Source organism: Gilliamella sp. X-46 (assembly GCF_057063525.1).
Genome location: NZ_JBXSQH010000009.1, coordinates 20,525 through 43,727, shown reverse-complemented (window position 1 = coordinate 43,727; position 23,203 = coordinate 20,525). Strand labels below are relative to the sequence as shown.

The following is a 23,203-nucleotide window of genomic DNA, read 5'->3' as shown; positions in this document are numbered from 1 at the left end:
GCACGCCTAGCCTAAGATTGACTGGGAAAATCTATTTATCCTTTAATTAAAAGCTCTAAAAATCAACAAAAATTCAAATAAAATCAATAACTTTTCTGAGTGTTTTTTAGTCGTTAATATTTAACTAGATGTTGTGATAGGATTAATTGTATTACCAACTACCGGATGCCCCCCCACCTCCGCTGCGGCCGCCTCCGCCACCGCTAAAGCCACCAGATCCTCCACCGAAGCCACCACCAGACCCACCAAAACCGCCCCCACCACGGCGGTTACTGCCACCACCGCCACCTCTAGCAGTTAAAATGCCGCTTATCATGGTGCTGACAACGAAAGCTAAAAATAACAGAGGTAATGCGATATGTACTGGGTAACCTTGCCATAAAGTAAATCCACCAATAGACAGTCCGTTGAGTAAACCTGTTCCTAAACTTCGTTTGGCACTGACTTTGGTGATAAATAGACTGGTTAGTAAGAAACAGATAAAAAATGATACTAGTCCATAGTTAATTAGTTTGGAACCAAAGTCCCCCGCCAATAAAGTATTGAGATTTTGGCCCTGAGTATCATCATCTTTTGGGTTAGAATTATCAATTTTTTGTTTCAGTACCAACAATGCATTGTCAATACCTTGATAATAGTTATTTTTCTGAAACTGTGGAGCTAATTGTTCGCGAATAATATGGCTAGCAACTAAATCGGTAATGGTTCCTTCAAATCCATAACCAACTTCAATGCGCATACGTTTGTCATCTTTTACTATTAGTAATAAGATACCATTATCTTGTCCTTTTTCACCGATTTTCCATTGAATAAAGACTCTATCTGCATATTGTTCTATGGTTTCATTATCAAGCTTAGCGATCATTAAAACCGCTATTTGTTTCCCGTCTGTCTGTGATTTTTCATAATCACTCAAATTTGCTTCAAGTGTGCTTAATTGTGACGATGTTAATGTATTAGTCGTGTCAATCACTCGATGTTTGAATGCGGGAATATCAGTTAGCCCATAACTGAGCCAACTAATTATGAACAATATGCTACATAGAAAATATTTTTTCACGATAATAATTATCCAAAATTCACTGCGGGAGGATTAGACATTTGCTTTTCATCATCAACCGTAAATTGCTGTTTTGGTTGTTTTCCTAAGCTATCAGCAATCCATTTAGTCGGTAACTTACGGATATAGATATTAAATGTTTGCACCGCTTCGATATATCGCCCGCGCGCAACAGTAATGCGATTTTCAGTACCTTCAAGCTGACTCATTAAATCTTGATAAAGGGTGTTGGCTTTCAGTTCTGGATAGTTTTCACTTACTGCGATTAAGCGACTTAATGCTGAACTCAATTCTGATTGTGCTTGTTGGAATTTTGAGAATGTAGCAGGGTTAGTTAGCTGATCAGCATTAATCTGAATCGATCCGACTTTTGCTCTAGCTTCAGTTACTTGGATTAAAACTTCTTTTTCATGTGTGGTATAACCTTTTACGGTATTGACTAAATTAGGGACTAAATCAGCTCTACGCTTGTATTGATTGAGTACTTCAGACCATGCGGCCACCACCTTTTCGTCCTTTGTTTGGATGCCATTGTAACTTGTAAAATAGATAAACGCCCCAATAACAACTAACACTACAATGATTAATAACGATTTGATTTTCATCCGTACGCCTGAAATTGTTGTTTATTTTACGAACAGTTTAAGAAAAGGGGAATGTTCCTGTCAAGGAATATAAAAACCTTTACACACTTGTGCTTGGCTATATTTTATTAACTAAAAATCAGTCAGGAAAGGTATTGATTTTATTGAAGTTTTTATTTTTTGCACTTTAAATAAAATCAACTAGTTATATAATAAATCCGACGTTTACTGCTAGATTTTAGGTACCTTTGTTATTGTCATATCGGCGTCCAAATCAATTTATTATTGCTCACAAAACTTTGTTGGACTGACTGAATAAATGATAAATAGCTAAATTATCTTTTTTGCATTTATGTCAAACTTGAGATCTGAATTTATTATAATATAACGTCAAAACACTCTAATTGTGCCGACTCAAAATAAATATCACTGTTATTTGGTCGGTTATTCGTATTACGGTGGGTATGTTTAAAGTGTTCAGAATTAACCCAAGCTTCAAAATCAGCTTTAGATTGCCACTCAGTAAATGAAGAAAATAGTGTATAATTTTCTTCTGTTTTTCCTTGTAAAAAGTAAAAACGGTTAAACCCTTTCATTTCTTTCAGATGGCTATCACGATTTCGCCATATTTCAATAAATGTATCTTCGCTACCCCGTTTAATTTTAAAACGGTTCATTACAATATACATACCGATCTCCTTTTATAGTTTTATAACATGACATAAAAAAATAGCACGCCATGCGTGCTATTTGTATATTAAACCGAATGAGACTATTGATTCTCTTCAGCAGAATTTAACAATTCAGCTAAATTAGCGGTTGCTTCTTCCGCTGAAATTGTTGTTTGAATCTCATCAGTTGATGGCATTGCACGTTTACGTAAACGTTCTTTATGGTAAGCATAACCCGTACCAGCTGGAATTAATCGACCAACAATTACGTTTTCTTTTAAGCCACGTAATTCGTCATTTTTGCCTGCTACTGCTGCTTCAGTTAAGACGCGCGTTGTTTCTTGGAACGAAGCGGCAGAAATAAACGATTCAGTCGTTAATGATGCTTTAGTAATACCAAGTAAATCGTGTAAGTAAACAATTGGTTCTTTATTTTGCGCTTCAAGTTCACGGTTGATAATCTTCAAGCGTGAAACTTCAAGTTGTTCACCTTCAAGTAGACGAGAGCCACCCGGATGAATAACCGTTGCTTTACGTAACATTTGGCGTACGATAACTTCAATGTGTTTATCGTTAATTTTTACACCTTGTAGACGATAAACTTCTTGAACTTCGTTAACAATATATCGAGTTACCGCATTAACGCCACGTAGACGTAAAATATCATGCGCAGATTCAGGACCATCAGAAATCACATCACCACGGCCAACTTGTTCGCCTTCAAATACGTTAAGTTGACGCCATTTTGGAATCATCTCTTCATATGGTTCACTACCATCTAATGGCGTGATAATTAAGCGACGTTTACCTTTTGTCTCTTTACCGAATGAAATGATACCGTCAATTTCAGCCAAGATAGCCGGTTCTTTTGGCTTACGTGCTTCAAATAAATCAGCAACCCGAGGTAAACCACCGGTGATATCTTTGGTACCAACAGATGCTTGTGGAATACGAGCAAGTGTATCACCAATATTGATTTCAGCGCCATCTTCTAACTGTACTAGTGCTTTACCAGGTAAAAAGTATTGCGCAAGCATTTCTGTACCAGCAAGATAGATATCATCACCTTTAGCATCAACAATTTTGATAGCTGGACGTAAATCTTTACCTACACCAGTACGTTCTGCTACATCTAATATTGCAATAGATGATAAACCAGTTAATTCATCAGTTTGACGAGTAATAGTTTGACCATCAACCATATCCACAAAACGAACAAAACCTTTAGTTTCAGAGATAACTGGCATAGTATGTGGATCCCAGTTAGCCACTGTTTCACCGGCATCAACCGAAACACCATTACCTTTACTTAAAATCGAACCATAAGGCACTTTGTAGGTTTCTTTCATTCGACCTAAGTCATCAATAATGGTTAATTCAGCATTACGTGAGGTAATTACCAGTTTCTTGTCTGGGTTAGTTACAAATTTAGCATTAGTTAATTTAATGCTACCTTTGTTTTTAACTTGAACACTTGATTCAGCAGCCGCTCGCGATGCCGCACCACCAATGTGGAACGTACGCATGGTTAACTGTGTACCTGGCTCACCAATTGATTGCGCCGCAATAACACCGATTGCTTCACCTTTATTGACCAAGTGACCGCGTGCTAAGTCACGACCATAACATTTTGCACACACACCAAAATCAGTATCACAAGAAACCACTGAACGCACTTTAACACTATCAACAGATTCTGCTTCAAGTAAGTCACATTTACTTTCATCAAGCAATGTGTTACGTGGAATTAAGATATCTGCACTACCAGGTTTTAATACATCTTCAGCTGTGACTCGACCTAATACTCGTTCACGAAGTGGCTCTTTAACATCACCGCCTTCAATAACAGGTGTCATCACCACGCCTTCTAAGGTGCCACAGTCATCTTCAATCACCACTAAATCTTGTGCCACATCAACTAAACGTCGAGTTAAATAACCTGAGTTCGCTGTTTTTAATGCAGTATCCGCAAGACCTTTACGCGCACCATGCGTAGAGATAAAGTATTGAAGTACGTTTAATCCTTCACGGAAGTTCGCAGTGATAGGTGTTTCGATAATCGAACCATCTGGTTTTGCCATCAAGCCACGCATACCAGCCAGCTGACGAATCTGTGCTGCAGAACCACGCGCACCTGAGTCGGCCATCATGTAAATGCTATTGAAAGAAGATTGAACTTCTTCTTCGCCTTCGCGGTTAATTACTTTTTCAGTTGATAAGTTATCCATCATCGCTTTAGCAACGCGTTCGTTAGCGGCAGCCCAAATATCGATAACTTTGTTATAACGTTCACCTGCAGTTACTAAACCAGATTGGAATTGCTCTTGAATTTCAGCGACTTCAATTTCAGCTTCGTTGATGATTTGTGATTTCTTCGCTGGAATTTCCATATCATCAATACCAACTGATACACCTGAACGCGCCGCATAAGCAAAACCAGTGTACATGATTTGGTCAGCTAAAATAACCGTATCTTTCATGCCTAATTGGCGATAACAGATATTTAAAATTTTAGAGATCGCTTTTTTACCCAAAGGTTGATTGATAACAGAGAAGCTCATCCCTTTTGGCATAATTAACCATAAAATTGCACGACCAACTGTTGTATCAACCACCGAGGTGGTATCTTCCCACTCACCTACACTATTACGTTGGCTTTCAGTAATACGGACTTTAACCTTAGCATGTAATTCAACTAGACCTAAACGATATAGCTTTTCAGCTTCTTTAGGACCGGTTAATATCATGCCTTCACCTTTGGCATTGACTTTATCACGAGTCATATAGTAAAGACCTAAAACCACGTCCTGTGAAGGAACGATGATAGGCTCACCACTTGCCGGTGAAAGAATATTGTTGGTTGACATCATTAACGCACGAGCTTCTAATTGTGCTTCTAACGTTAATGGAACGTGAACCGCCATCTGGTCACCATCGAAGTCAGCATTAAACGCCGCACAAACTAATGGGTGTAATTGAATGGCTTTACCTTCAATTAGAATCGGTTCAAATGCTTGAATACCTAATCTATGCAATGTTGGTGCACGGTTTAGTAATACTGGATGTTCGCGGATAACTTCATCTAAGATATCCCATACAATTGCATCTTCACGCTCAACCATTTTCTTCGCTGCTTTAATGGTTGTTGCATAACCGCGACGCTCTAATTTACCGTAAATAAATGGTTTGAATAATTCAAGAGCCATCTTCTTCGGTAAACCACACTGATGCAAATGTAAGTATGGACCTACAGTAATTACAGAACGACCAGAATAGTCAACACGTTTACCTAATAAGTTTTGACGGAAACGACCTTGCTTACCTTTAATCATATCAGCAAGTGACTTCAATGGACGTTTGTTTGAACCAGTAATCGCACGACCACGACGACCATTATCTAATAACGCATCGACAGATTCTTGTAACATACGTTTTTCATTACGTACAATGATATCTGGTGCAGCCAAGTCTAATAAACGTTTTAAACGGTTATTACGATTAATAACTCGGCGATAAAGATCATTAAGATCTGATGTTGCAAAACGTCCGCCATCAAGTGGAACCAATGGGCGTAAATCTGGTGGCAACACAGGTAATACGTTCAGAATCATCCATTCAGGTTTATTTTCTGATTGAATAAATGCTTCAATAATCTTAATACGTTTGGTCAGCTTTTTACGCTTAGTTTCAGAATTAGTGGTAGCGAGTTCATCACGTAGTGCTTCACATTCTGCTTGCACATCAATATTACGTAATAACTCTTGGATAGCTTCTGCCCCCATGCGAGCATCAAATTCGTCACCAAACTCTTCTAACGCATCTAAATATTGTTCTTCAGTTAAAATCTGACCACGTTCAAGGTTCGTCATACCACCATCAAGAACCATAAATGATTCAAAGTAAAGCACTCGTTCAATATCGCGAAGAGGCATATCAAGTAATAAACCGATACGAGATGGTAATGATTTTAAAAACCAAATATGGGCAGTTGGTGATGCTAGTTCAATGTGTCCCATACGTTCACGACGTACTTTAGCTTGAGTTACTTCAACTCCACATTTTTCACAAATTACACCGCGGTGTTTTAAACGTTTATATTTTCCACATAAACATTCATAATCTTTTACTGGTCCAAAAATACGCGCACAAAACAATCCATCGCGCTCAGGTTTGAACGTACGATAATTAATTGTTTCAGGTTTTTTAACTTCACCAAAAGACCATGAACGAATCATATCAGGAGAAGCAAGGCCTATCTTGATAGCATCAAAATCTTCTGTTTTTGTTTGTGCTTTTAGAAACTTTAGTAAGTCTTTCACAATTGACTCCTATGGAGTTAAACCAATTAGATAACTTATTATTGCTAATAAGTTATCCCTATAAATAGAAATCATTTAAGTTAGCAAAAATTATTCTTCATCTAACTCGATATTAATACCTAACGAACGGATCTCTTTTAATAGTACATTAAATGATTCTGGGATCGCAGGCTCCATACGATGATCACCATCTACAATATTTTTATACATCTTAGTACGGCCGTTTACGTCATCTGATTTAACGGTTAACATTTCTTGTAAGGTATAAGCTGCACCATATGCTTCAAGTGCCCATACTTCCATCTCACCAAAACGTTGACCACCAAATTGAGCTTTACCGCCCAATGGTTGTTGAGTAACCAGACTGTATGAACCAGTAGAGCGAGCATGCATTTTATCATCAACTAAGTGATTCAATTTAAGCATATACATATAACCTACAGTAACTGGACGTTCAAATTGTTCACCTGTACGACCATCATACAACGTAATTTGACCTGAAGTTGGTAAATCACCCAGCTCTAGTAAGGCTTTAATTTCTTGCTCTTTAGCACCATCAAACACAGGTGTTGCTAGTGGCATACCATTACGCAAGTTTTGCGCCAAATTCATGACTTCTTGGTCGGTGAATTCTGCTACATTAACTTTTTGTGCAGCGCCTAAACCAAGATCATAAGCTTTTTGAATAAACTCACGTAATTTAGCTAACTCCTGCTGTTCTTTTAACATCGCATCAATCTTCTGACCAATACCCTTAGCAGCCATACCCAAGTGAGTTTCTAGGATCTGTCCAATATTCATACGAGACGGAACACCTAGTGGATTTAATACGATATCAACAGGACGACCTTTGTCATCATATGGCATATCTTCAATTGGGTTAATTTTAGAGATAACCCCTTTGTTACCATGACGACCAGCCATCTTATCACCTGGCTGAATTTGACGTTTGACCGCTAAGTAAACTTTAACAATTTTGAGCACACCCGGTTGTAAATCATCACCTTGTGTGATCTTCATGCGTTTAGCTTCAAGTTTTTTATTAAATTCAGCTTTGATTTCTTCGTGCTGTTCAGCAAGCTGTTCTAATTGAGCTTGTTTATCTTCATTTGCAATACCGATTGTTAACCATTTTTCACGTGGTAAAGCATCTAATTTATCAGCTTTGATTCCACCCGAAATTAGTACATCACGGATACGAGCAAACAATGCAGCTTCTAAGATTTTAAGTTCTTCAGTTAAATCTTTTCTTGCCTGTTTAAGTTGCATCTCTTCGATTTCAAGCGCACGTTTATCTTTTTGTACACCATCACGAGTAAACACTTGAACATCAATAACTGTACCTGAAACACCATTCGGTACGCGCAATGAAGTATCTTTAACATCAGATGCTTTTTCACCAAAAATTGCACGCAGCAATTTTTCTTCTGGCGTTAATTGTGTTTCACCTTTAGGAGTTACTTTACCGACCAGAATATCGCCACCTTGAACTTCAGCACCGATATAAACAATACCTGATTCATCAAGTTTAGATAATGCAGCTTCACCAACATTTGGAATATCCGCCGTAATCTCTTCTGCACCTAACTTCGTATCACGAGAAATACAAGATAATTCTTGAATATGAATTGATGTAAAACGGTCATCTTGTACCACTTTTTCAGAAACTAAAATAGAATCCTCAAAGTTGTAACCATTCCATGGCATGAAAGCCACTCGCATATTTTGACCTAATGCCAATTCACCTAAGTCAGTTGATGGACCATCGGCAAGAACATCGCCACGTTCAACTTTTTCGCCTAATTCCACACATGGAATTTGATTGATACAAGTGTTTTGGTTAGAACGGGTATATTTAGTTAAGTTATAAATATCAATACCAGTTTCACCAGCATATATTTCATCAGCGTTAACATTAACCACTATACGTGATGCATCAACATATTGAACTGTACCACCACGGCGAGCAACAGCTGTTACACCTGAGTCAACCGCAACAGCACGCTCCATCCCGGTTCCAACAAACGGTTTTTCCGCTTTCAACGTTGGTACTGCCTGACGTTGCATGTTCGCACCCATTAAGGCACGGTTCGCATCATCATGTTCAAGGAATGGAATTAATGATGCACCAACTGATACGATTTGTTGGGTTGATACGTCCATATAATGAACTTGTTCTGGACTATATAAGCCGGACTCACCGTTTAAGCGACAAGTCACTAAGTCTTCTTTAAAACGACCATCTTCATCAAGGTTTGAGTTTGCCTGAGCAATCACAAATTCACTTTCATCAATTGCTGATAAATAATTAATTTCGTCAGTTACGACACCATCAATCACTCGACGGTATGGTGTTTCTAAAAATCCATACTCATTGGTACGAGCATAAACCGCTAATGAGTTAATTAAACCGATATTTGGGCCTTCAGGCGTTTCGATTGGACATACACGACCATAATGCGTTGGATGTACGTCACGTACTTCGAACCCTGCTCGTTCACGCGTTAAACCACCTGGACCTAATGCTGAAATACGACGTTTATGGGTAATTTCAGATAATGGGTTGTTTTGATCCATAAATTGAGATAGCTGACTTGAACCAAAAAATTCACGAATCGCTGCTGAAATTGGTTTAGCATTAATCATATCTTGTGGCATTAGTGAATCAAGATCACCTAAAGATAAGCGCTCTTTCACAGCTCGTTCAACACGAACTAAACCAATACGGAATTGGTTTTCTGCCATTTCGCCAACACTACGAATACGACGATTACCTAAATGGTCGATATCATCAACTTCACCGTGACCGTTACGAATAGCGATTAATTTCTTCATTACGTCAACAATATCATCTTTCGTTAAAACGCTTTCGCCTTCAATATCATCACGCCCTAAAGAACGGTTAAACTTCATACGCCCAACAGCGGATAAATCATAACGTTCGTCAGAGAAGAATAAATTATCAAATAGTCCTTCAGCGGCTTCTTTTGTTGGTGGTTCGCCCGGACGCATCATGCGATAAATTTCAACTAACGCACCTAGTCGATCACGAGTTGAATCGACATTTAATGTTTCAGAAATAAATGCACCATGATCTAAATCATTAGTGAATAAAGTTTCTATTTTTTTATATCCAGCATTGGTTAATTGAAGTAATAGCTCTAATGAGATCGGTGTATTGGCAAAAGCAATTACCTCTCCTGTTTCTTCGTCAATATAATTTTTAGCCAGAACTTTATTAACGATATATTCAACTGGTACATCAATTTTGCTAACTTTATCTTTTTCTAATTCACGAATGTGACGAGCGGTAATACGTCGGCCTTTTTCAGCATAAATTTTACCTTTTGATTCAATATCAAATAGTGCTGTATCACCACGTAAACGCTCTGGAACAAGATCCATCTTTAACTTAGATTTGCTAACTTCAAAAACAGTTTTTTCAAAGAAGATATCTAAAATTTCTTCTGTTTCATAACCTAACGCACGCAAAATAATTGTTGCTGGAAGTTTACGACGACGGTCTATACGAGCAAAAAGATTATCTTTTGGATCAAATTCAAAATCAAGCCAAGAGCCACGATAAGGAATAATTCGAGCATTATATAAAACTTTACCAGAAGAGTGTGTTTTACCTTTATCACTATCAAAGAACACACCAGGACTACGATGTAATTGTGATACGATTACACGCTCTGTGCCATTAATCACAAATGTACCATTGTCCGTCATTAAAGGGATTTCGCCCATGTAGACATCTTGCTCTTTAATATCTTTAACTGTTCCTTCTGGCGCATCTTTATCATAAATAACTAAACGTAATTTTACGCGCAACGGTGCTGAGTAAGTGATCCCTCTGATTTGACATTCTTTAACATCAAACACAGGTTCGCCCATCTTAAAGCTCACATATTGTAACTCAGCGTTACCACTATAACTTTTTATCGGAAATATTGAACGGAATGCAGCTTCTAAGCCATATTGTCCTTCTGGATCTTGCTCAATAAATTTCTGGAACGAATCAAGTTGAATAGAAAGAAGATACGGTATATCCAAGACTTGTGGACGCTTACCAAAATTCTTACGAATTCGTTTTTTCTCGGTATAAGAGTAAACCATTAGTTCCTCAACTTGCTTATCTGCTATTTTAGCATGATTAAATATTCATCAGGAATACTACCACTAATTGATAACACCTGACACCTCATCGAAAATATCTATAAATATCAATTGATTAGGCTTAATAAATATACTATCTCTTTATTACTTTTATTGATAATCTTCAAATAAAATTCTTTAACTTGTTATAGCGCAAAAAGGCTGGAGGTATAAAACCCCCAGCCATTTGCCGCGTTGTTGATAAACTTATTTAAGTTCAACAACTGCACCTGATTCTTCAAGCGCTTTTTTAAGTTCTTCAGCATCAGCTTTGCTAACGCCTTCTTTAACTGTTGCTGGAGCTGATTCAACAAGATCTTTAGCTTCTTTTAAGCCTAAACCTGTTGCACCACGAACTGCTTTGATAACAGCGACTTTATTAGCGCCAACATCTTTTAAGATTACATCAAATTCAGTTTTTTCTTCTGCTGCTTCAGCTGGACCTGCTGCTGCAACTGCAACTGCTGCGGCTGCAGAAACGCCAAATTTTTCTTCCATCATTGATACAAGTTCAACAACATCCATAACAGACATTTCAGCAACTGCATCTAAAATTTGTTCTTTAGTGATAGACATAATATAGTTTCCCAAATTTACATTTTTTTAATTGATAAAATTCACAATCAAACTGCCAATTAAGCAGCTTCTTTTTGATCGCGAACCGCTGCAAGAGTACGAACCAATTTGCCAGCTGCGGCTTCTTTCATGGTTGACATCAAGCGAGCTAATGCTTCTTCATAAGTAGGTAATGTTGCTAGGCGATCAATGTTCGCTGCAGTAATTAACTCACCTTCAAAGGCTGCGGCTTTAATCTCAAATTTGTCATTTTCTTTCGCAAACGCCTTAAAGAGACGCGCTGCAGCACCTGGGTGCTCATTTGAAAATGCAATTAGAGTAGGACCAACAAACGTATCTTTTAAACACTCGTATTGAGTACCCTCAACAACACGGCGTAATAGCGTATTGCGAACAACACGCATATAAACACCCGCTTCACGAGCAGATTTACGTAATGCAGTCATTTTTTCTACAGTTACGCCACGAGAATCAGCAACAACTGCAGATAGCGCACCTTTGGCGATTTCATTAACTTCAGCAACAATTTCTTGTTTATTTTGAAGATTTAGTGCCATTGGTATTGCTCCTGGATTATACTAGGCAAAAGCCTAGACTAATTTTCACTAGCTACAAATGTAACTAGCACAACCACGATGAGCAGAATCCTTCTATATATATCTTATCAGGTTCTGTCACCGTCTACGTAGGAAAATTAAGTAGTCAAACTTCAACTACACCTACGGTCTTGGACGGGGTCTGGTTAAGGCCAGACACCAACCGATTTCTTTGTTTAACGATAAAAATCATTAAACAGTTGCATTCAATGTTGCTTGATCAATAGCAACACCAGCACCCATTGTAGTAGAAAGACTCACTTTCTTAACAAATACACCTTTAGAAGATGCTGGTTTTGCACGTTTTAACGCAACAAGTAATGCTTCTAAATTTTCTTTAAGCTTATCTGCATCAAAATCAGCTTTACCGATAGTTGTATGGATAATACCATTTTTATCATTACGGTAACGAATCTGACCTGCTTTAGCATTTTTTACAGCTTCAGCAACGTTAGGGGTAACAGTCCCAACTTTAGGGTTTGGCATTAAGCCACGTGGTCCTAAAATTTGACCTAATTGACCAACAACACGCATAGCGTCAGGTGATGCGATAACAACATCAAAATCCATTTCGCCTTTTTTGATTTGATCAGCAAGATCGTCCATACCCACTAATTCAGCACCTGCTTCTTTAGCTGCTTCTGCATTTGCCCCTTGAGTAAAGACAGCAACGCGTACACTACGTCCAGTACCATGTGGAAGTACAATTGCACCGCGAACATTTTGGTCTGATTTACGTGAATCGATACCTAAATTAACGGCAACGTCAACACTTTCTGTAAATTTAGCGGTAGCGAGTTCTTTTAATAAAGCGATAGCTTCATTAATTTCATATTGCTTAGTCGCATTCACTTTTTCGCGGATAAGTTTAGCTTTCTTAGATAATTTAGCCATTGATTAACCCTCCACTTCCAAGCCCATTGAACGAGCTGTTCCTTCAATAGAACGCATCATCGTTTCAATGGTAGCACCATTCATATCTGCAGCTTTTAATTCAGCGATTTCGCGAATTTGCGCACTCGTTACTTTACCTACCTTTTTCTTGTTAGGTTCGCCAGAACCAGACTTGATTTTAGCAGCTTTCTTTAATAAAACTGCAGCCGGAGGCGTTTTAGTTACGAATGTAAATGAACGGTCTGAATATACTGTAATTACAACAGGAATTGGTAATCCTTTTTCCATGCTTTCTGTTTTTGCATTAAACGCTTTACAGAACTCCATGATATTAACACCGTGTTGACCAAGAGCTGGACCAACTGGTGGACTAGGATTTGCTGCACCAGCTGCTACTTGCAACTTGATGTAAGCTTGTACTTTTTTTGCCATTTTTAGTTTCCTTTGCTCGGGTGCAAACGCCTCTATTAATAATAGCTATTAATAAATAGACAGCTCCCCTAAGTTAAATGAGGGCAAGATTATCCTATAACTCAAATAAAAATGCAAGACTTAATTTAAAATAGAATAAACGAAAAGCAGGGCGATAGCCCTGTTTTAGTTTAAATAAACACAAAAATTAAAGAACGTTTATTGCGTTAAGTTCTTTAAATGCTAGCTCTAAACGTGCAATTAAAGAATCTTGTCCTTTACGTAACCACACACGCGGATCATAGTATTTTTTGTTTGGAGCATCGATACCTTCTGGATTACCTAATTGTCCTTGTAAGTAAGCTTCATTTGCTTTGTAGTAATCTAAAATACCAGACCAGTTTGCCCATTGTGTATCAGTGTCAATATTCATTTTAATAACACCGTAGCTTACTGCTTCAGCAATTTCTTCAGGTGTAGAACCAGAACCACCATGGAAAACAAAGTTCAATGATTTTGCAGGTAAACTAAACTTCTCAGATACATATTTTTGTGAATTATCTAAAATTTTAGGCGTTAACTTAACATTACCTGGTTTATAAACACCATGAACATTACCAAATGATGCTGCAATAGTGAAACGAGGACTAATAGCACTTAAACGTTCATAAGCGTATGCAACATCTTCTGGTTGAGTATAAAGTGCCGAACTATCCATATGGCTGTTATCAACACCATCTTCCTCACCACCAGTACACCCCAATTCTAACTCCAATGTCATTTTCATTGCAGACATACGAGCAAGATACTGACAACAAATGTCAATATTATCTTTTAATGTTTCTTCTGAGAGATCAATCATATGAGAAGAAAACAAAGGTTTACCTGTTTTAGCAAAATGCGTTTCACCAGCTTCAAGCAAACCATCAATCCATGGAAGTAATTTTTTAGCACAGTGATCGGTATGAACAATAACCGGAACACCGTATTTTTCAGCCATAAGGTGAACGTGTTTTGCACCAGAAATTGCCCCTAGAATAGCACATTCTTGCCCTTCTAATTTTAAGCCCTTACCGGCAATAAATTGGGCCCCTCCGTTTGAGAATTGGACAATAACAGGAGAACCTACTTTTGCTGCTGTTTCAATAACAGCATTGATTGTATTAGTGTCTACACAGTTAACTGCGGGTAATGCAAAATTATTTTCGCGAGCGATTTGAAATACTTTTTGAACATCATCACCAGTTACTACACCAGGTTTAACGACATCAGAAATCTTTGTAGTCATTTTGTTACCTATAAATTTATCTATCATAAAAATAAAGGATGAGTATTTTCCCCATCCTTCCTATTGAACCAGTATTACGCTTTTGCTCTAGCCTCTAACATAGCTACAGCAGGTAGTTTTTTACCTTCAACGAATTCAAGAAAAGCACCACCACCAGTTGAAATATAAGAGATTTTATCTTCAATACCAAATAAATCAATTGCCGCTAAGGTATCACCACCACCCGCGATTGAGAATCCTTGGCTATCAGCAATTGCTTTCGCAACAATTTCAGTACCTCGGCGGAAATTAGGAAACTCAAAAACCCCCACAGGACCATTCCATAAAATGGTTTTAGCATTTTTAATGATATCTGCTAATACCTCAGCTGATTTATCGCCTAAATCAAGAATTTGCTCATTCTCCTTAACATCTTTAACCGATTTTTCAGTTGCAGTAGCTGTTTCACTAAATTCAGTTGCAACACGTACATCAGTTGGAACAGGAATTTCACAGTTAGCCATCAATTTTTTAGCTTCAGGAATGAGATCTGCTTCGTAAAGTGATTTACCTACATTATAGCCTTCAGCAGCGATGAAAGTATTAGCAATACCACCACCAACAATAATTTGGTCAGCAATTTTTGATAAAGAATCAAGCACAGTTAATTTAGTTGATACTTTTGAACCAGCAACAATGGCAACCATTGGTCTTGCTGGATTATCTAAAGCTTTACCTAATGCATCAAGTTCAGCTGCTAATAATGGACCTGCACAAGCAACTGGCGCAAATTTACCAGCACCATGAGTAGATGCTTGAGCACGGTGAGCAGTACCAAACGCATCCATCACATAAATATCACAAAGAGCGGCATATTTTTTAGATAGAGTTTCATCATCTTTGCCTTCTCCAACATTAAAACGGACGTTTTCAAGAACAACTAATTCACCTTCTTTAACATCAACACCATCTAGGTAATCTTTTACTAAACGAACAGGGAATGACACATGTTCTTTTAAATAATCAACAACAGGTTGTAAAGAGAATTCTGGGTTATATTCTCCTTCTGTTGGTCGACCGATATGAGAGGTAACCATTACCTTAGCACCTTTTTTGATGGCATCTTCAATAGTAGGTAATGATGCTTTAATACGCGCATCGGAAGTGACCTTACCATTTTTGACCGGCACATTAAGATCCGAGCGAATGAATAAACGTTTTCCTTTTAGATCAAGATCTTGCATTCTAATAATAGACATGATACTTCCTCTTATAAAATAGAATAAAAATAAAACTTTCGATATTCTAACATAAAATTTCTTTTTAGGTTATAGGCTTTATTGGTCGAATAGTAAACATTTATTATAAAGATAAAAATTACCGATCATATTTTTTATGCAACAGCATTGACAAAAGAGAGAAAATCAGGCATATTTTGCCACCTTATTAATATGTAATTTTTATATAAACTTGGGAGTTGACTTTGGCTAATATCAAATCAGCTAAGAAACGTGCGGTTCAATCCGAAAAACGTCGTAAACATAATGCTAGTAACCGTTCAATGATGCGTACTTATATTAAAAAAGTTTACGCAGCTGTTGCAGCTGGTGATAAACAAACAGCTGAAGTAGCATTCAAAGACATGCAAGCAGTTGTTGACCGTCAAGCGGCTCGTGGCTTAATCCACAAAAATAAAGCTGCGCGCCATAAAGCAAATTTAATTAAGCAAATTAAAGCATTGGGTTGATAGCTTTATTTGTTAATTGTTAACTATCATAGTTAAAGAAAAAATGACAAAAAGTGGTGTAAACCACTTTTTTTATTTGTATACTAATTATTTATGTAATGTTAATAAAATAGAAGAGAGTCTATTGTGGTTCAGCGTGATTATGTTAGAAAAAAGAGCCAGTCAAAAAAAAATAAGTCACGAAATACGCCTAATTTAATGATATTTTTGGCCATTATTGTCATTATTCTATTTTCTGCTATTCTCTATTTTGTTGCGAATAATACGCCTAAAAAAACCGTTGAAGCGCCAAAAGTAAAAACTCAGGCTCCGACAATAACTCTACCGGAGCAACCTCAAGAGCGTTGGACATATCTTAAAGAGTTAGAAACCCCTAATGCAAACTACGCTTCAACATCAAATTCAGTTGCAAGTGAAAGACAACAAATCTTGGATAGTTTTATTAATAATACTCAAACTACAGTGTCTTCCTCGAAAGAAAACTCAGCGACACAAAATCAAACAATAAATATAACATCATCGCCAACACAAACTGTTACCAATAAATGGCTACTACAATGTGGTGCATTTAAGGATAAGTCTAATGCTGATACACTAAGGGCTAAGCTTGCAATGACCGGTATTAGTGCTAATATTTCTCCAGGCCAGTTATATCGAGTCACAATAGGGCCATATACCAACAAAAAAGATGCAGATAAGGTATTAAACTCATTAAATAGTAATGGGATTAATGATTGTGCCATTTCTAACTAGAAAAAATAATGAAATCACTTAAGCAAATACAGCTCTTTATGAAAATGTTATGGAATCGTATTAACCACGATCGTCTAACAACCTCTTCTGCTGAGCTCGCTTATACTACGATACTTGCACTAGTACCACTTATTACTGTTATTTTCTCCTTATTGTCAGCTTTTCCGATTTTTAACGAAGCTAGTCTTTCATTAAAACAATTGATTTATAAAAATCTTGTTCCCACTGCTAGTGATTCTATTCAAAATTATCTAGAACAATTCATATCCAATACTAAAAAAATGACTTTTTTAGGGGTAATTGGCTTAATTGTTACATCACTATTACTAATTAACTCAATTAATACAACACTTAATCATATTTGGAAAACCAAACGAAAACGCTCTTTCATGTATAACCTAACCATATACTGGACAATTTTAACTTTAGGTCCGATCTTAGTTGGTTCAAGTGTGGCTGTGAGCTCTTACATATTCTCACTAAATTGGTTTTCGACAGCCACAACAAACACTATTTTACTTAGTACCCTTCCCTTTATTATTTCTGTATTCGGATTTTGGTTGCTTTATAGCATTATTCCGACCGAATCTGTGCCTTTTAAAGAATCGATGATTGGAGCATTTGTAGCTGCAATATTATTTGAATTAGGCAAACGAGCATTTGCGCTTTATGTTACTTCATTTCCAACATACCAACTCATTTACGGAGTAGTATCATCTATCCCCATCATGTTAGTTTGGATCTACTGTTCATGGTGTATTATTTTGTTCGGTGCCGAGTTTGCTGCAACTTTAACTGACTATAACCGACAAAAAAAACACGCCTTTAAGAATCAACCTTTAACAACAGAGTAATTAATTTATGATTGCCTTAATCCAACGAGTAAAACAAGCTAGCGTCACAACAAACAATAACATTATTGGACAAATTAATCAGGGGTTGCTGATTTTACTCGGTGTTGAGCAAAGTGATGACGAGCAAAAAGCAATTCGTTTATGTGAAAAAGTATTAGGCTATCGCATTTTTAGTGATAGCGAAGGAAAAATGAATTTAAACGTTAAACAAGCTAATGGTGAAGTATTAGTAGTTTCTCAATTTACCCTAGCGGCAGACACTAAAAAAGGAATGCGTCCGAGTTTTACTAAAGGTGCCAAGCCAGATGAAGCTGATAGGCTTTATCAACTTTTTGTCGAACAATGTAAACAACAAATAACGACCCAAACGGGACAATTTGCTGCTGATATGCAAGTATCATTAATTAATGATGGTCCTGTGACATTTTGGCTACAAGTTTAATCACATAACTAAAGCCACATTTAGTGTAATATTCGACAACTTATTGAAATATTTAAGGGCCATAACTGATAACCTTTCAACATTTCTTATATTTATCAATCATCAATTGTTAAATTTCGGGTAGTTAAATCAAATGGTGTTAACTGATAAACATAATAATTAAGCCAATTACTAAATAATAAATAGGCATGGCTACGCCATGTAGCTTTTGGTGCTAAATGAGGATTATCATTAGGGAAATAATTAAACGGCATATCAGGTTGAATGCCTGCATTTAAGTCTCGATAGTATTCATTTGCCAGTGTTGCAGAGTCATATTCAGGATGACCAGTCACAAATACCATCCGCTTATCTGTAGTTGCCATCAAATAAGGACCAGTAATATCAGATTCAGCTAAAATGGTTAAGTCAGTATGTTTTTTTATTTCATCAATAGGAAAATCAGCATATCGTGAATGGGGAGCTAAAAAAGTATCGTCAAAACCACGTGTTAAAATAGCATTGGGTTGATTATTTTGATGCTGATAAACACCGGATAATTTTTCGGTACGAGTAAATTTTGGTAAATCATATAATACATTCAAAGCAGCCTGCACAGCCCAACAAACAAACATGGTTGAAGTAACATGCTCTTTTGCCCATGTTATAATTTCAGTTAATTTAGGCCAATACACAACATCAGAAAAAGGGACCTTACCTAGTGGTGCTCCCGTTATAATTAGTCCATCAAAATTCTGTTCGCGAATATCATCAAAATCACAATAAAAACTATTTAAATGCTCGACAGGTGTATTTTTTGATTCGCGTTGGTCAATACGCAATAACTGAATATTAACTTGTAAAGATGAGTTAGAAAGTAATCTTAAAAACTGGTTTTCAGTCTCGATTTTTTTAGGCATTAAGTTTAAAAAAAGAAGCTTAAGAGGACGAATTTCTTGAGTATTAGCGCGTGATGAAGTCATAACAAATACATTTTCATTACGTAATACATCAACAGCCGGTAATGAATCAGGAATACAAATAGGCATAACAAAAGCTCCTAAAAACGATAAGTTATTTTAAACCTCTAAAATAGACGTCTAGAAATCCATATAGCTAAATATAGTGCGTTTTAGATTATTTGTCGAGATTTTTATTGACAATATTAGAGATGAAATTTAAAACTAAATCATAATAGTAGATACATATATTATTGATGATTATAGGTGATAAAAGAGATCTTTCTTAAAAAGACCTTGTATCAGTACGCCAAGTATCAGCAGTCAGTGCTTCACCAAAATAGCTATTTATCAATTTTTGGGTAATATCACTTAAAGGTGAAGCTAATACTTCAGCAGTATTACCATACTCAACAAGATCGCCATTATGCATAACTAAAATTTCGTCGCTAATATGTTTCATCATACCAATATCTTGTGTTACATAAACATAAGAAATATTTTGTTGAACTTGTAATGACAACATCAAATTAACAATCTGTGAGCGCATCGAAATATCTAACGCTGCTAAAGCCTCATCAAGAATAATTACTTTGGGCTTTAAAATTAAAGCTCTTGCTAATGCCACACGTTGCTTTTGTCCTGCCGCCATCACTGAAGGATAGTAAGAAGCATGTTCGGGCAATAATCCAACTTGTTTTAATACACTACTAATTAGTTTTTCACGCTCATGGGCATCATAATGGGTATTATGCTTAAGTGGGATCTCTAATAATTGTCCAATACGCAATCTAGGATCGAATGAACTTTCAACATGCTGAAAAATCATTCTAATCAGTTGACAACGGTGACTATAATCGCCGTATTGAACTTTATTACCATCAATCCAGATATCACCGCTATCAGGTTTTATCATCCCTACTAACATTTTTGCCAATGTCGATTTTCCTGAACCATTTTGTCCAATAATTGCAAGGGTTTTACCTTCATTAAGAGAAAACGATAATGCTTTCACCGCATCAATACGTAAATGCCCAAACAAACCTTTATGGATTTTAAATTGCTTAGATAAGTTACGTACTTTTAATATTGGATTCATCGAGTATTCCTATTATTTACAGTTACTCATCAGTATTTAACGGAAAATGGCAGGCGAAAAAATGGTCTTTTATCGGTATTAATTCTGGTGCTAAAATACATTTTTTTTGGGCATAAGGACATCTTGGTCCTAATCGACATCCGATCGGTAAATGTTCAAGTGACGGAATAACACCAGGTAAGGTATTTAACGGACTTTTATGTGGCATCGCTTTGCCAAAATCAGGAATCGCATAAATTAAAGCCTGAGTATAGGGATGATAAGGAGATCTAATTAAATCTTCACTATCGGCAACTTCAACTGTTTGCCCACAATACAGCACATTAATACGATCTGTCCATCGAGTTACCATCTGCAAGTCATGATTAATAAGCAAAATAGTGGTACCCATATTTTGATTCATACTAGCCAGCAACCTAAAAATTTGCGCTTCGGTTGTTGCTTCCATCGCATTTGTTGGCTCATCTGCAATCAATAGCTTGGGTTGATTAGCCAATGCAATTGCAATCATCACTTTTTGACACTCACCTTCGGTCAATTCAAATGGATAAGATTTTAATATCTCTTTATGATGTTTAATACCAACTCGGTGCAACAGTTCAATAGCACGATTTTTACGCCAAAATAACCGCTGCCACCAATGCCCTTTAAAGGTTCGTTTTGGTATAGCGTCAATCAATTGTTGACCAATTTTCATTGAAGGATCTAAACAAGATTGCGGCTCTTGGAATATCATCGAGATATTATCACTAATGACTTTTCGACGTTGTTTAGGTGTTAACTTTAGTAAATCAATATTATCAAAATAAAATCGATCAGCAGAAATTTTCCAATTATGATTAGTTACCCCTAAAATAGCTTTAGCGATAAGACTTTTTCCTGAACCTGACTCACCAACTAAGCCGCGAATTTCGCCTTCAGACAACTTCAAATTAACGCGATCAATTGCACGCAAAAGACCATCTGGCGTAATAAACTCAATGGTTAAATTTCGAATGTCTAATAATGCCATAATTAAGTTCCTGCTCGCCGACCATATAATCCAAAGTTAAACAAATAAACAAAAATTATTGTAGCAGACACAGCAATTCCGGGAGATAGAAAGGCTAAATAATTAGTGGCAATAATATCTTTCATTTGAAACATCATCATTCCCAAATCAGGCCGAGAAACATCATTAGCAAAACCTAAAAAAGTTATAGTGGTAAGAGATAAAATGATTGAACCAAATAACGAAACAATCTCGGTCAAATAGATAGGTAAAATATTAGGTAAAATAAAACGATTTAAAATTGAAAATGCAGATAAGCCATCCAATCTATAAGCTATAATATACGTCTTATTCCATTCATTAATAACGCGTTGATGAATATTGTAAATAAAGCGTGGAGTATAAGATAATCCAACCACCAATAACATATTAGTAATATCATCTTCTAACAATAAGCTAATCACAATCACACCAAGTAATGGTGGTACTACCATACAAAATTTAAAAATGAATAATACAAAAGGACGTATCAACGATATAAAAAACATTAAATAATTAATTAATCCACCAATGACAACCACATAAAATACCACTTTTAATGTCATTGAAATAGTTGAGCGATATCCAATTAGCAAATAATCAAAAATATCTTGTCCTTTCGCATTCGTACCTAATATATGATTGATATCACCATTAAGCCACCAAGCGGGGGGTAATAATGCAGGATATATAGGATTTAAATGAGCATGAAAAAACCATTTAGTTGATAATGCGACAAAAGTAATCGCCAATATGCCATAAAAACCAACAATTAAATAGAGATTACCATGTAGCCGACTAAAGCATGACTTAATGTTTTTCATTAAACTAGCTGGCCTAAACATAATATTCCTTATGGCGCAAAGGATAAATTGCAATCGCCGAAATTTCGCCTAATAACGTTAATAAACTAATAACCGTTCCACAAGCTAAAATAGCAATAGAAATAATAAAATAATTATGATGATGATAAGCAATCATTACCCACTGCCCAAGTCCTGCTCGATTAAATAAAATTTCAATAACCATCGTTGAAAATAACAGCGTTGTTGTATTATAAGTCAACTGTGGAATAGTGGCTGGGATTGAATTGGGTAACAAATGTCGACGTAAAATTTTAAACGGTGAACGCTCACGAATAATCGCCATTTTTATAAAATTTTGTCTTGATGTGTTTTTTACATTTTGACCGATTAATTGAATGGTCATAATGCTTGGCTGAATAGCTAAAAGAATGATTGGTAAAATTAAATAATGAAATTGCTCAAACAACTCTTTCCATTTAGATGCTTTTGTTGAAGCCAAAATCTCCAGTAAAGAAGTCCCAGTAACTGATGGTGATATATCAAAATTCATCGATATAGTCCAAGTTGGCGACAGACAATACATAACAACAATAACTAACATAACGATAGGACAAGAATATAATAATAAAGACCCTAAGCGAATCATATTATTTAACCAGTTAATATTACTCAGTCCAAGAAAAATTCCTAAAGGTAATCCAACAAGTAGAGCAACGAATAAAGCAAGGATACAAAGTTCAAATGTAGCCAATAACGTCTGAAAAAAAAGTACTGTTTCCCCCGTTAACAACCTAAATTCACCTTGCAGCAACTGCTTAAAAAAAGCACTATAGGCATCAATAAAACTTAGATTATGAAAGTTAGACATTGAATAAGGAGTAAAATAAACTAAACAGAAGCTAATCTGAGCCAGCACGCAGATAATAAATAAAAACGTTACTATTCTCTTAAAAATATAGATAATCATTATTTATCTTTATCACTATTATAAATAAACA

20 protein-coding genes are annotated in these 23,203 nt (G+C 36.3%); 4 read left to right on the top strand and 16 right to left on the bottom strand.

Features of this window, described 5'->3' with window-relative positions; all coding sequences use genetic code 11:
- Nucleotides 1-151: 151 nt before the first annotated feature.
- The 11 genes from ACYIAJ_RS07460 to pgk form a co-directional block, all read right to left on the bottom strand.
- Nucleotides 152-1,060 (bottom strand): TPM domain-containing protein, encoded by a 909-nt coding sequence (locus ACYIAJ_RS07460; protein WP_483559864.1) that lies wholly within the window; start codon nucleotides 1,058-1,060, stop codon nucleotides 152-154.
- A gap of 8 nt (nucleotides 1,061-1,068) precedes the next feature.
- Complete coding sequence (locus ACYIAJ_RS07455; RefSeq protein WP_085247021.1) at nucleotides 1,069-1,665, bottom strand: LemA family protein; 597 nt, start codon at nucleotides 1,663-1,665, stop codon at nucleotides 1,069-1,071.
- Nucleotides 1,666-2,021: 356 nt separating this feature from the next.
- Nucleotides 2,022-2,333 (bottom strand): antibiotic biosynthesis monooxygenase family protein, encoded by a 312-nt coding sequence (locus tag ACYIAJ_RS07450; protein WP_085247022.1) that lies wholly within the window; start codon nucleotides 2,331-2,333, stop codon nucleotides 2,022-2,024.
- An 83-nt stretch (nucleotides 2,334-2,416) separates the two neighbouring features.
- The gene (rpoC, locus tag ACYIAJ_RS07445; protein ID WP_483559866.1) at nucleotides 2,417-6,634 is read right to left on the bottom strand and encodes a DNA-directed RNA polymerase subunit beta'; all 4,218 of its coding nucleotides are present in this window, start codon (nucleotides 6,632-6,634) and stop codon (nucleotides 2,417-2,419) included.
- A gap of 90 nt (nucleotides 6,635-6,724) precedes the next feature.
- A complete protein-coding gene (gene rpoB, locus ACYIAJ_RS07440) occupies nucleotides 6,725-10,753 on the bottom strand; it encodes a DNA-directed RNA polymerase subunit beta (protein ID WP_483559868.1) in 4,029 nt (1,342 codons plus the stop codon).
- 246 nt (nucleotides 10,754-10,999) lie between these two features.
- Nucleotides 11,000-11,368 carry a 50S ribosomal protein L7/L12 gene (gene rplL, locus ACYIAJ_RS07435; RefSeq protein ID WP_085247025.1) on the bottom strand — a complete coding sequence of 123 codons (369 nt, stop codon included), beginning with the start codon at nucleotides 11,366-11,368 and terminating at the stop codon, nucleotides 11,000-11,002.
- A 59-nt stretch (nucleotides 11,369-11,427) separates the two neighbouring features.
- Complete coding sequence (gene rplJ / locus ACYIAJ_RS07430; protein WP_065635705.1) at nucleotides 11,428-11,925, bottom strand: 50S ribosomal protein L10; 498 nt, start codon at nucleotides 11,923-11,925, stop codon at nucleotides 11,428-11,430.
- A 231-nt stretch (nucleotides 11,926-12,156) separates the two neighbouring features.
- Entirely contained in the window at nucleotides 12,157-12,858 is a 702-nt protein-coding gene (gene rplA / locus ACYIAJ_RS07425; protein ID WP_065638974.1) for a 50S ribosomal protein L1, read from the bottom strand.
- 3 nt (nucleotides 12,859-12,861) lie between these two features.
- Complete coding sequence (rplK, locus tag ACYIAJ_RS07420) at nucleotides 12,862-13,290, bottom strand: 50S ribosomal protein L11 (RefSeq protein WP_034884321.1); 429 nt, start codon at nucleotides 13,288-13,290, stop codon at nucleotides 12,862-12,864.
- Nucleotides 13,291-13,477: 187 nt separating this feature from the next.
- Nucleotides 13,478-14,557 (bottom strand): class II fructose-bisphosphate aldolase, encoded by a 1,080-nt coding sequence (gene fbaA, locus ACYIAJ_RS07415; protein WP_483564600.1) that lies wholly within the window; start codon nucleotides 14,555-14,557, stop codon nucleotides 13,478-13,480.
- A gap of 74 nt (nucleotides 14,558-14,631) precedes the next feature.
- Nucleotides 14,632-15,795, bottom strand: coding sequence for a phosphoglycerate kinase (gene pgk / locus ACYIAJ_RS07410; RefSeq protein ID WP_483559872.1), 1,164 nt, complete (start codon nucleotides 15,793-15,795; stop codon nucleotides 14,632-14,634).
- A 224-nt stretch (nucleotides 15,796-16,019) separates the two neighbouring features.
- Between pgk and rpsT the strand changes: the two genes are divergently transcribed.
- The 4 genes from rpsT (at nucleotide 16,020) to dtd (ending at nucleotide 18,332) form a co-directional block, all read left to right on the top strand.
- On the top strand, nucleotides 16,020-16,283 hold the full coding sequence (rpsT, locus tag ACYIAJ_RS07405) for a 30S ribosomal protein S20 (RefSeq protein WP_091350046.1): 264 nt from the start codon (nucleotides 16,020-16,022) through the stop codon (nucleotides 16,281-16,283).
- A 126-nt stretch (nucleotides 16,284-16,409) separates the two neighbouring features.
- A complete protein-coding gene (locus ACYIAJ_RS07400) occupies nucleotides 16,410-17,036 on the top strand; it encodes an SPOR domain-containing protein (RefSeq protein WP_483559873.1) in 627 nt (208 codons plus the stop codon).
- An 8-nt stretch (nucleotides 17,037-17,044) separates the two neighbouring features.
- The gene (locus ACYIAJ_RS07395) at nucleotides 17,045-17,890 is read left to right on the top strand and encodes a virulence factor BrkB family protein (RefSeq protein ID WP_483564599.1); all 846 of its coding nucleotides are present in this window, start codon (nucleotides 17,045-17,047) and stop codon (nucleotides 17,888-17,890) included.
- A 7-nt stretch (nucleotides 17,891-17,897) separates the two neighbouring features.
- Nucleotides 17,898-18,332, top strand: a complete 435-nt coding sequence (gene dtd / locus ACYIAJ_RS07390; protein WP_483559877.1) for a D-aminoacyl-tRNA deacylase — start codon at nucleotides 17,898-17,900, stop codon at nucleotides 18,330-18,332.
- 95 nt (nucleotides 18,333-18,427) lie between these two features.
- Here dtd and metA read toward each other — a convergent pair whose 3' ends face one another.
- The 5 genes from metA to ACYIAJ_RS07365 all read right to left on the bottom strand — a co-directional run bounded on the left by metA (nucleotide 18,428) and on the right by ACYIAJ_RS07365 (nucleotide 23,172).
- Nucleotides 18,428-19,360, bottom strand: coding sequence for a homoserine O-succinyltransferase MetA (gene metA, locus ACYIAJ_RS07385; protein ID WP_483564598.1), 933 nt, complete (start codon nucleotides 19,358-19,360; stop codon nucleotides 18,428-18,430).
- Between the two features lie 196 nt (nucleotides 19,361-19,556).
- Nucleotides 19,557-20,369 carry a peptide ABC transporter ATP-binding protein gene (locus ACYIAJ_RS07380; RefSeq protein WP_483559879.1) on the bottom strand — a complete coding sequence of 271 codons (813 nt, stop codon included), beginning with the start codon at nucleotides 20,367-20,369 and terminating at the stop codon, nucleotides 19,557-19,559.
- A gap of 22 nt (nucleotides 20,370-20,391) precedes the next feature.
- Nucleotides 20,392-21,381: a peptide ABC transporter ATP-binding protein gene (locus ACYIAJ_RS07375; RefSeq protein ID WP_483559880.1), complete on the bottom strand. Its 990-nt coding sequence runs from the start codon at nucleotides 21,379-21,381 to the stop codon at nucleotides 20,392-20,394.
- A 2-nt stretch (nucleotides 21,382-21,383) separates the two neighbouring features.
- The gene (locus tag ACYIAJ_RS07370) at nucleotides 21,384-22,244 is read right to left on the bottom strand and encodes an ABC transporter permease subunit (RefSeq protein WP_483564597.1); all 861 of its coding nucleotides are present in this window, start codon (nucleotides 22,242-22,244) and stop codon (nucleotides 21,384-21,386) included.
- Nucleotides 22,237-23,172 carry an ABC transporter permease subunit gene (locus ACYIAJ_RS07365; RefSeq protein WP_483559884.1) on the bottom strand — a complete coding sequence of 312 codons (936 nt, stop codon included), beginning with the start codon at nucleotides 23,170-23,172 and terminating at the stop codon, nucleotides 22,237-22,239. The genes ACYIAJ_RS07370 and ACYIAJ_RS07365 overlap by 8 nt, the downstream gene beginning before the upstream one ends.
- Between the last annotated feature and the right edge of the window lie 31 nt (nucleotides 23,173-23,203).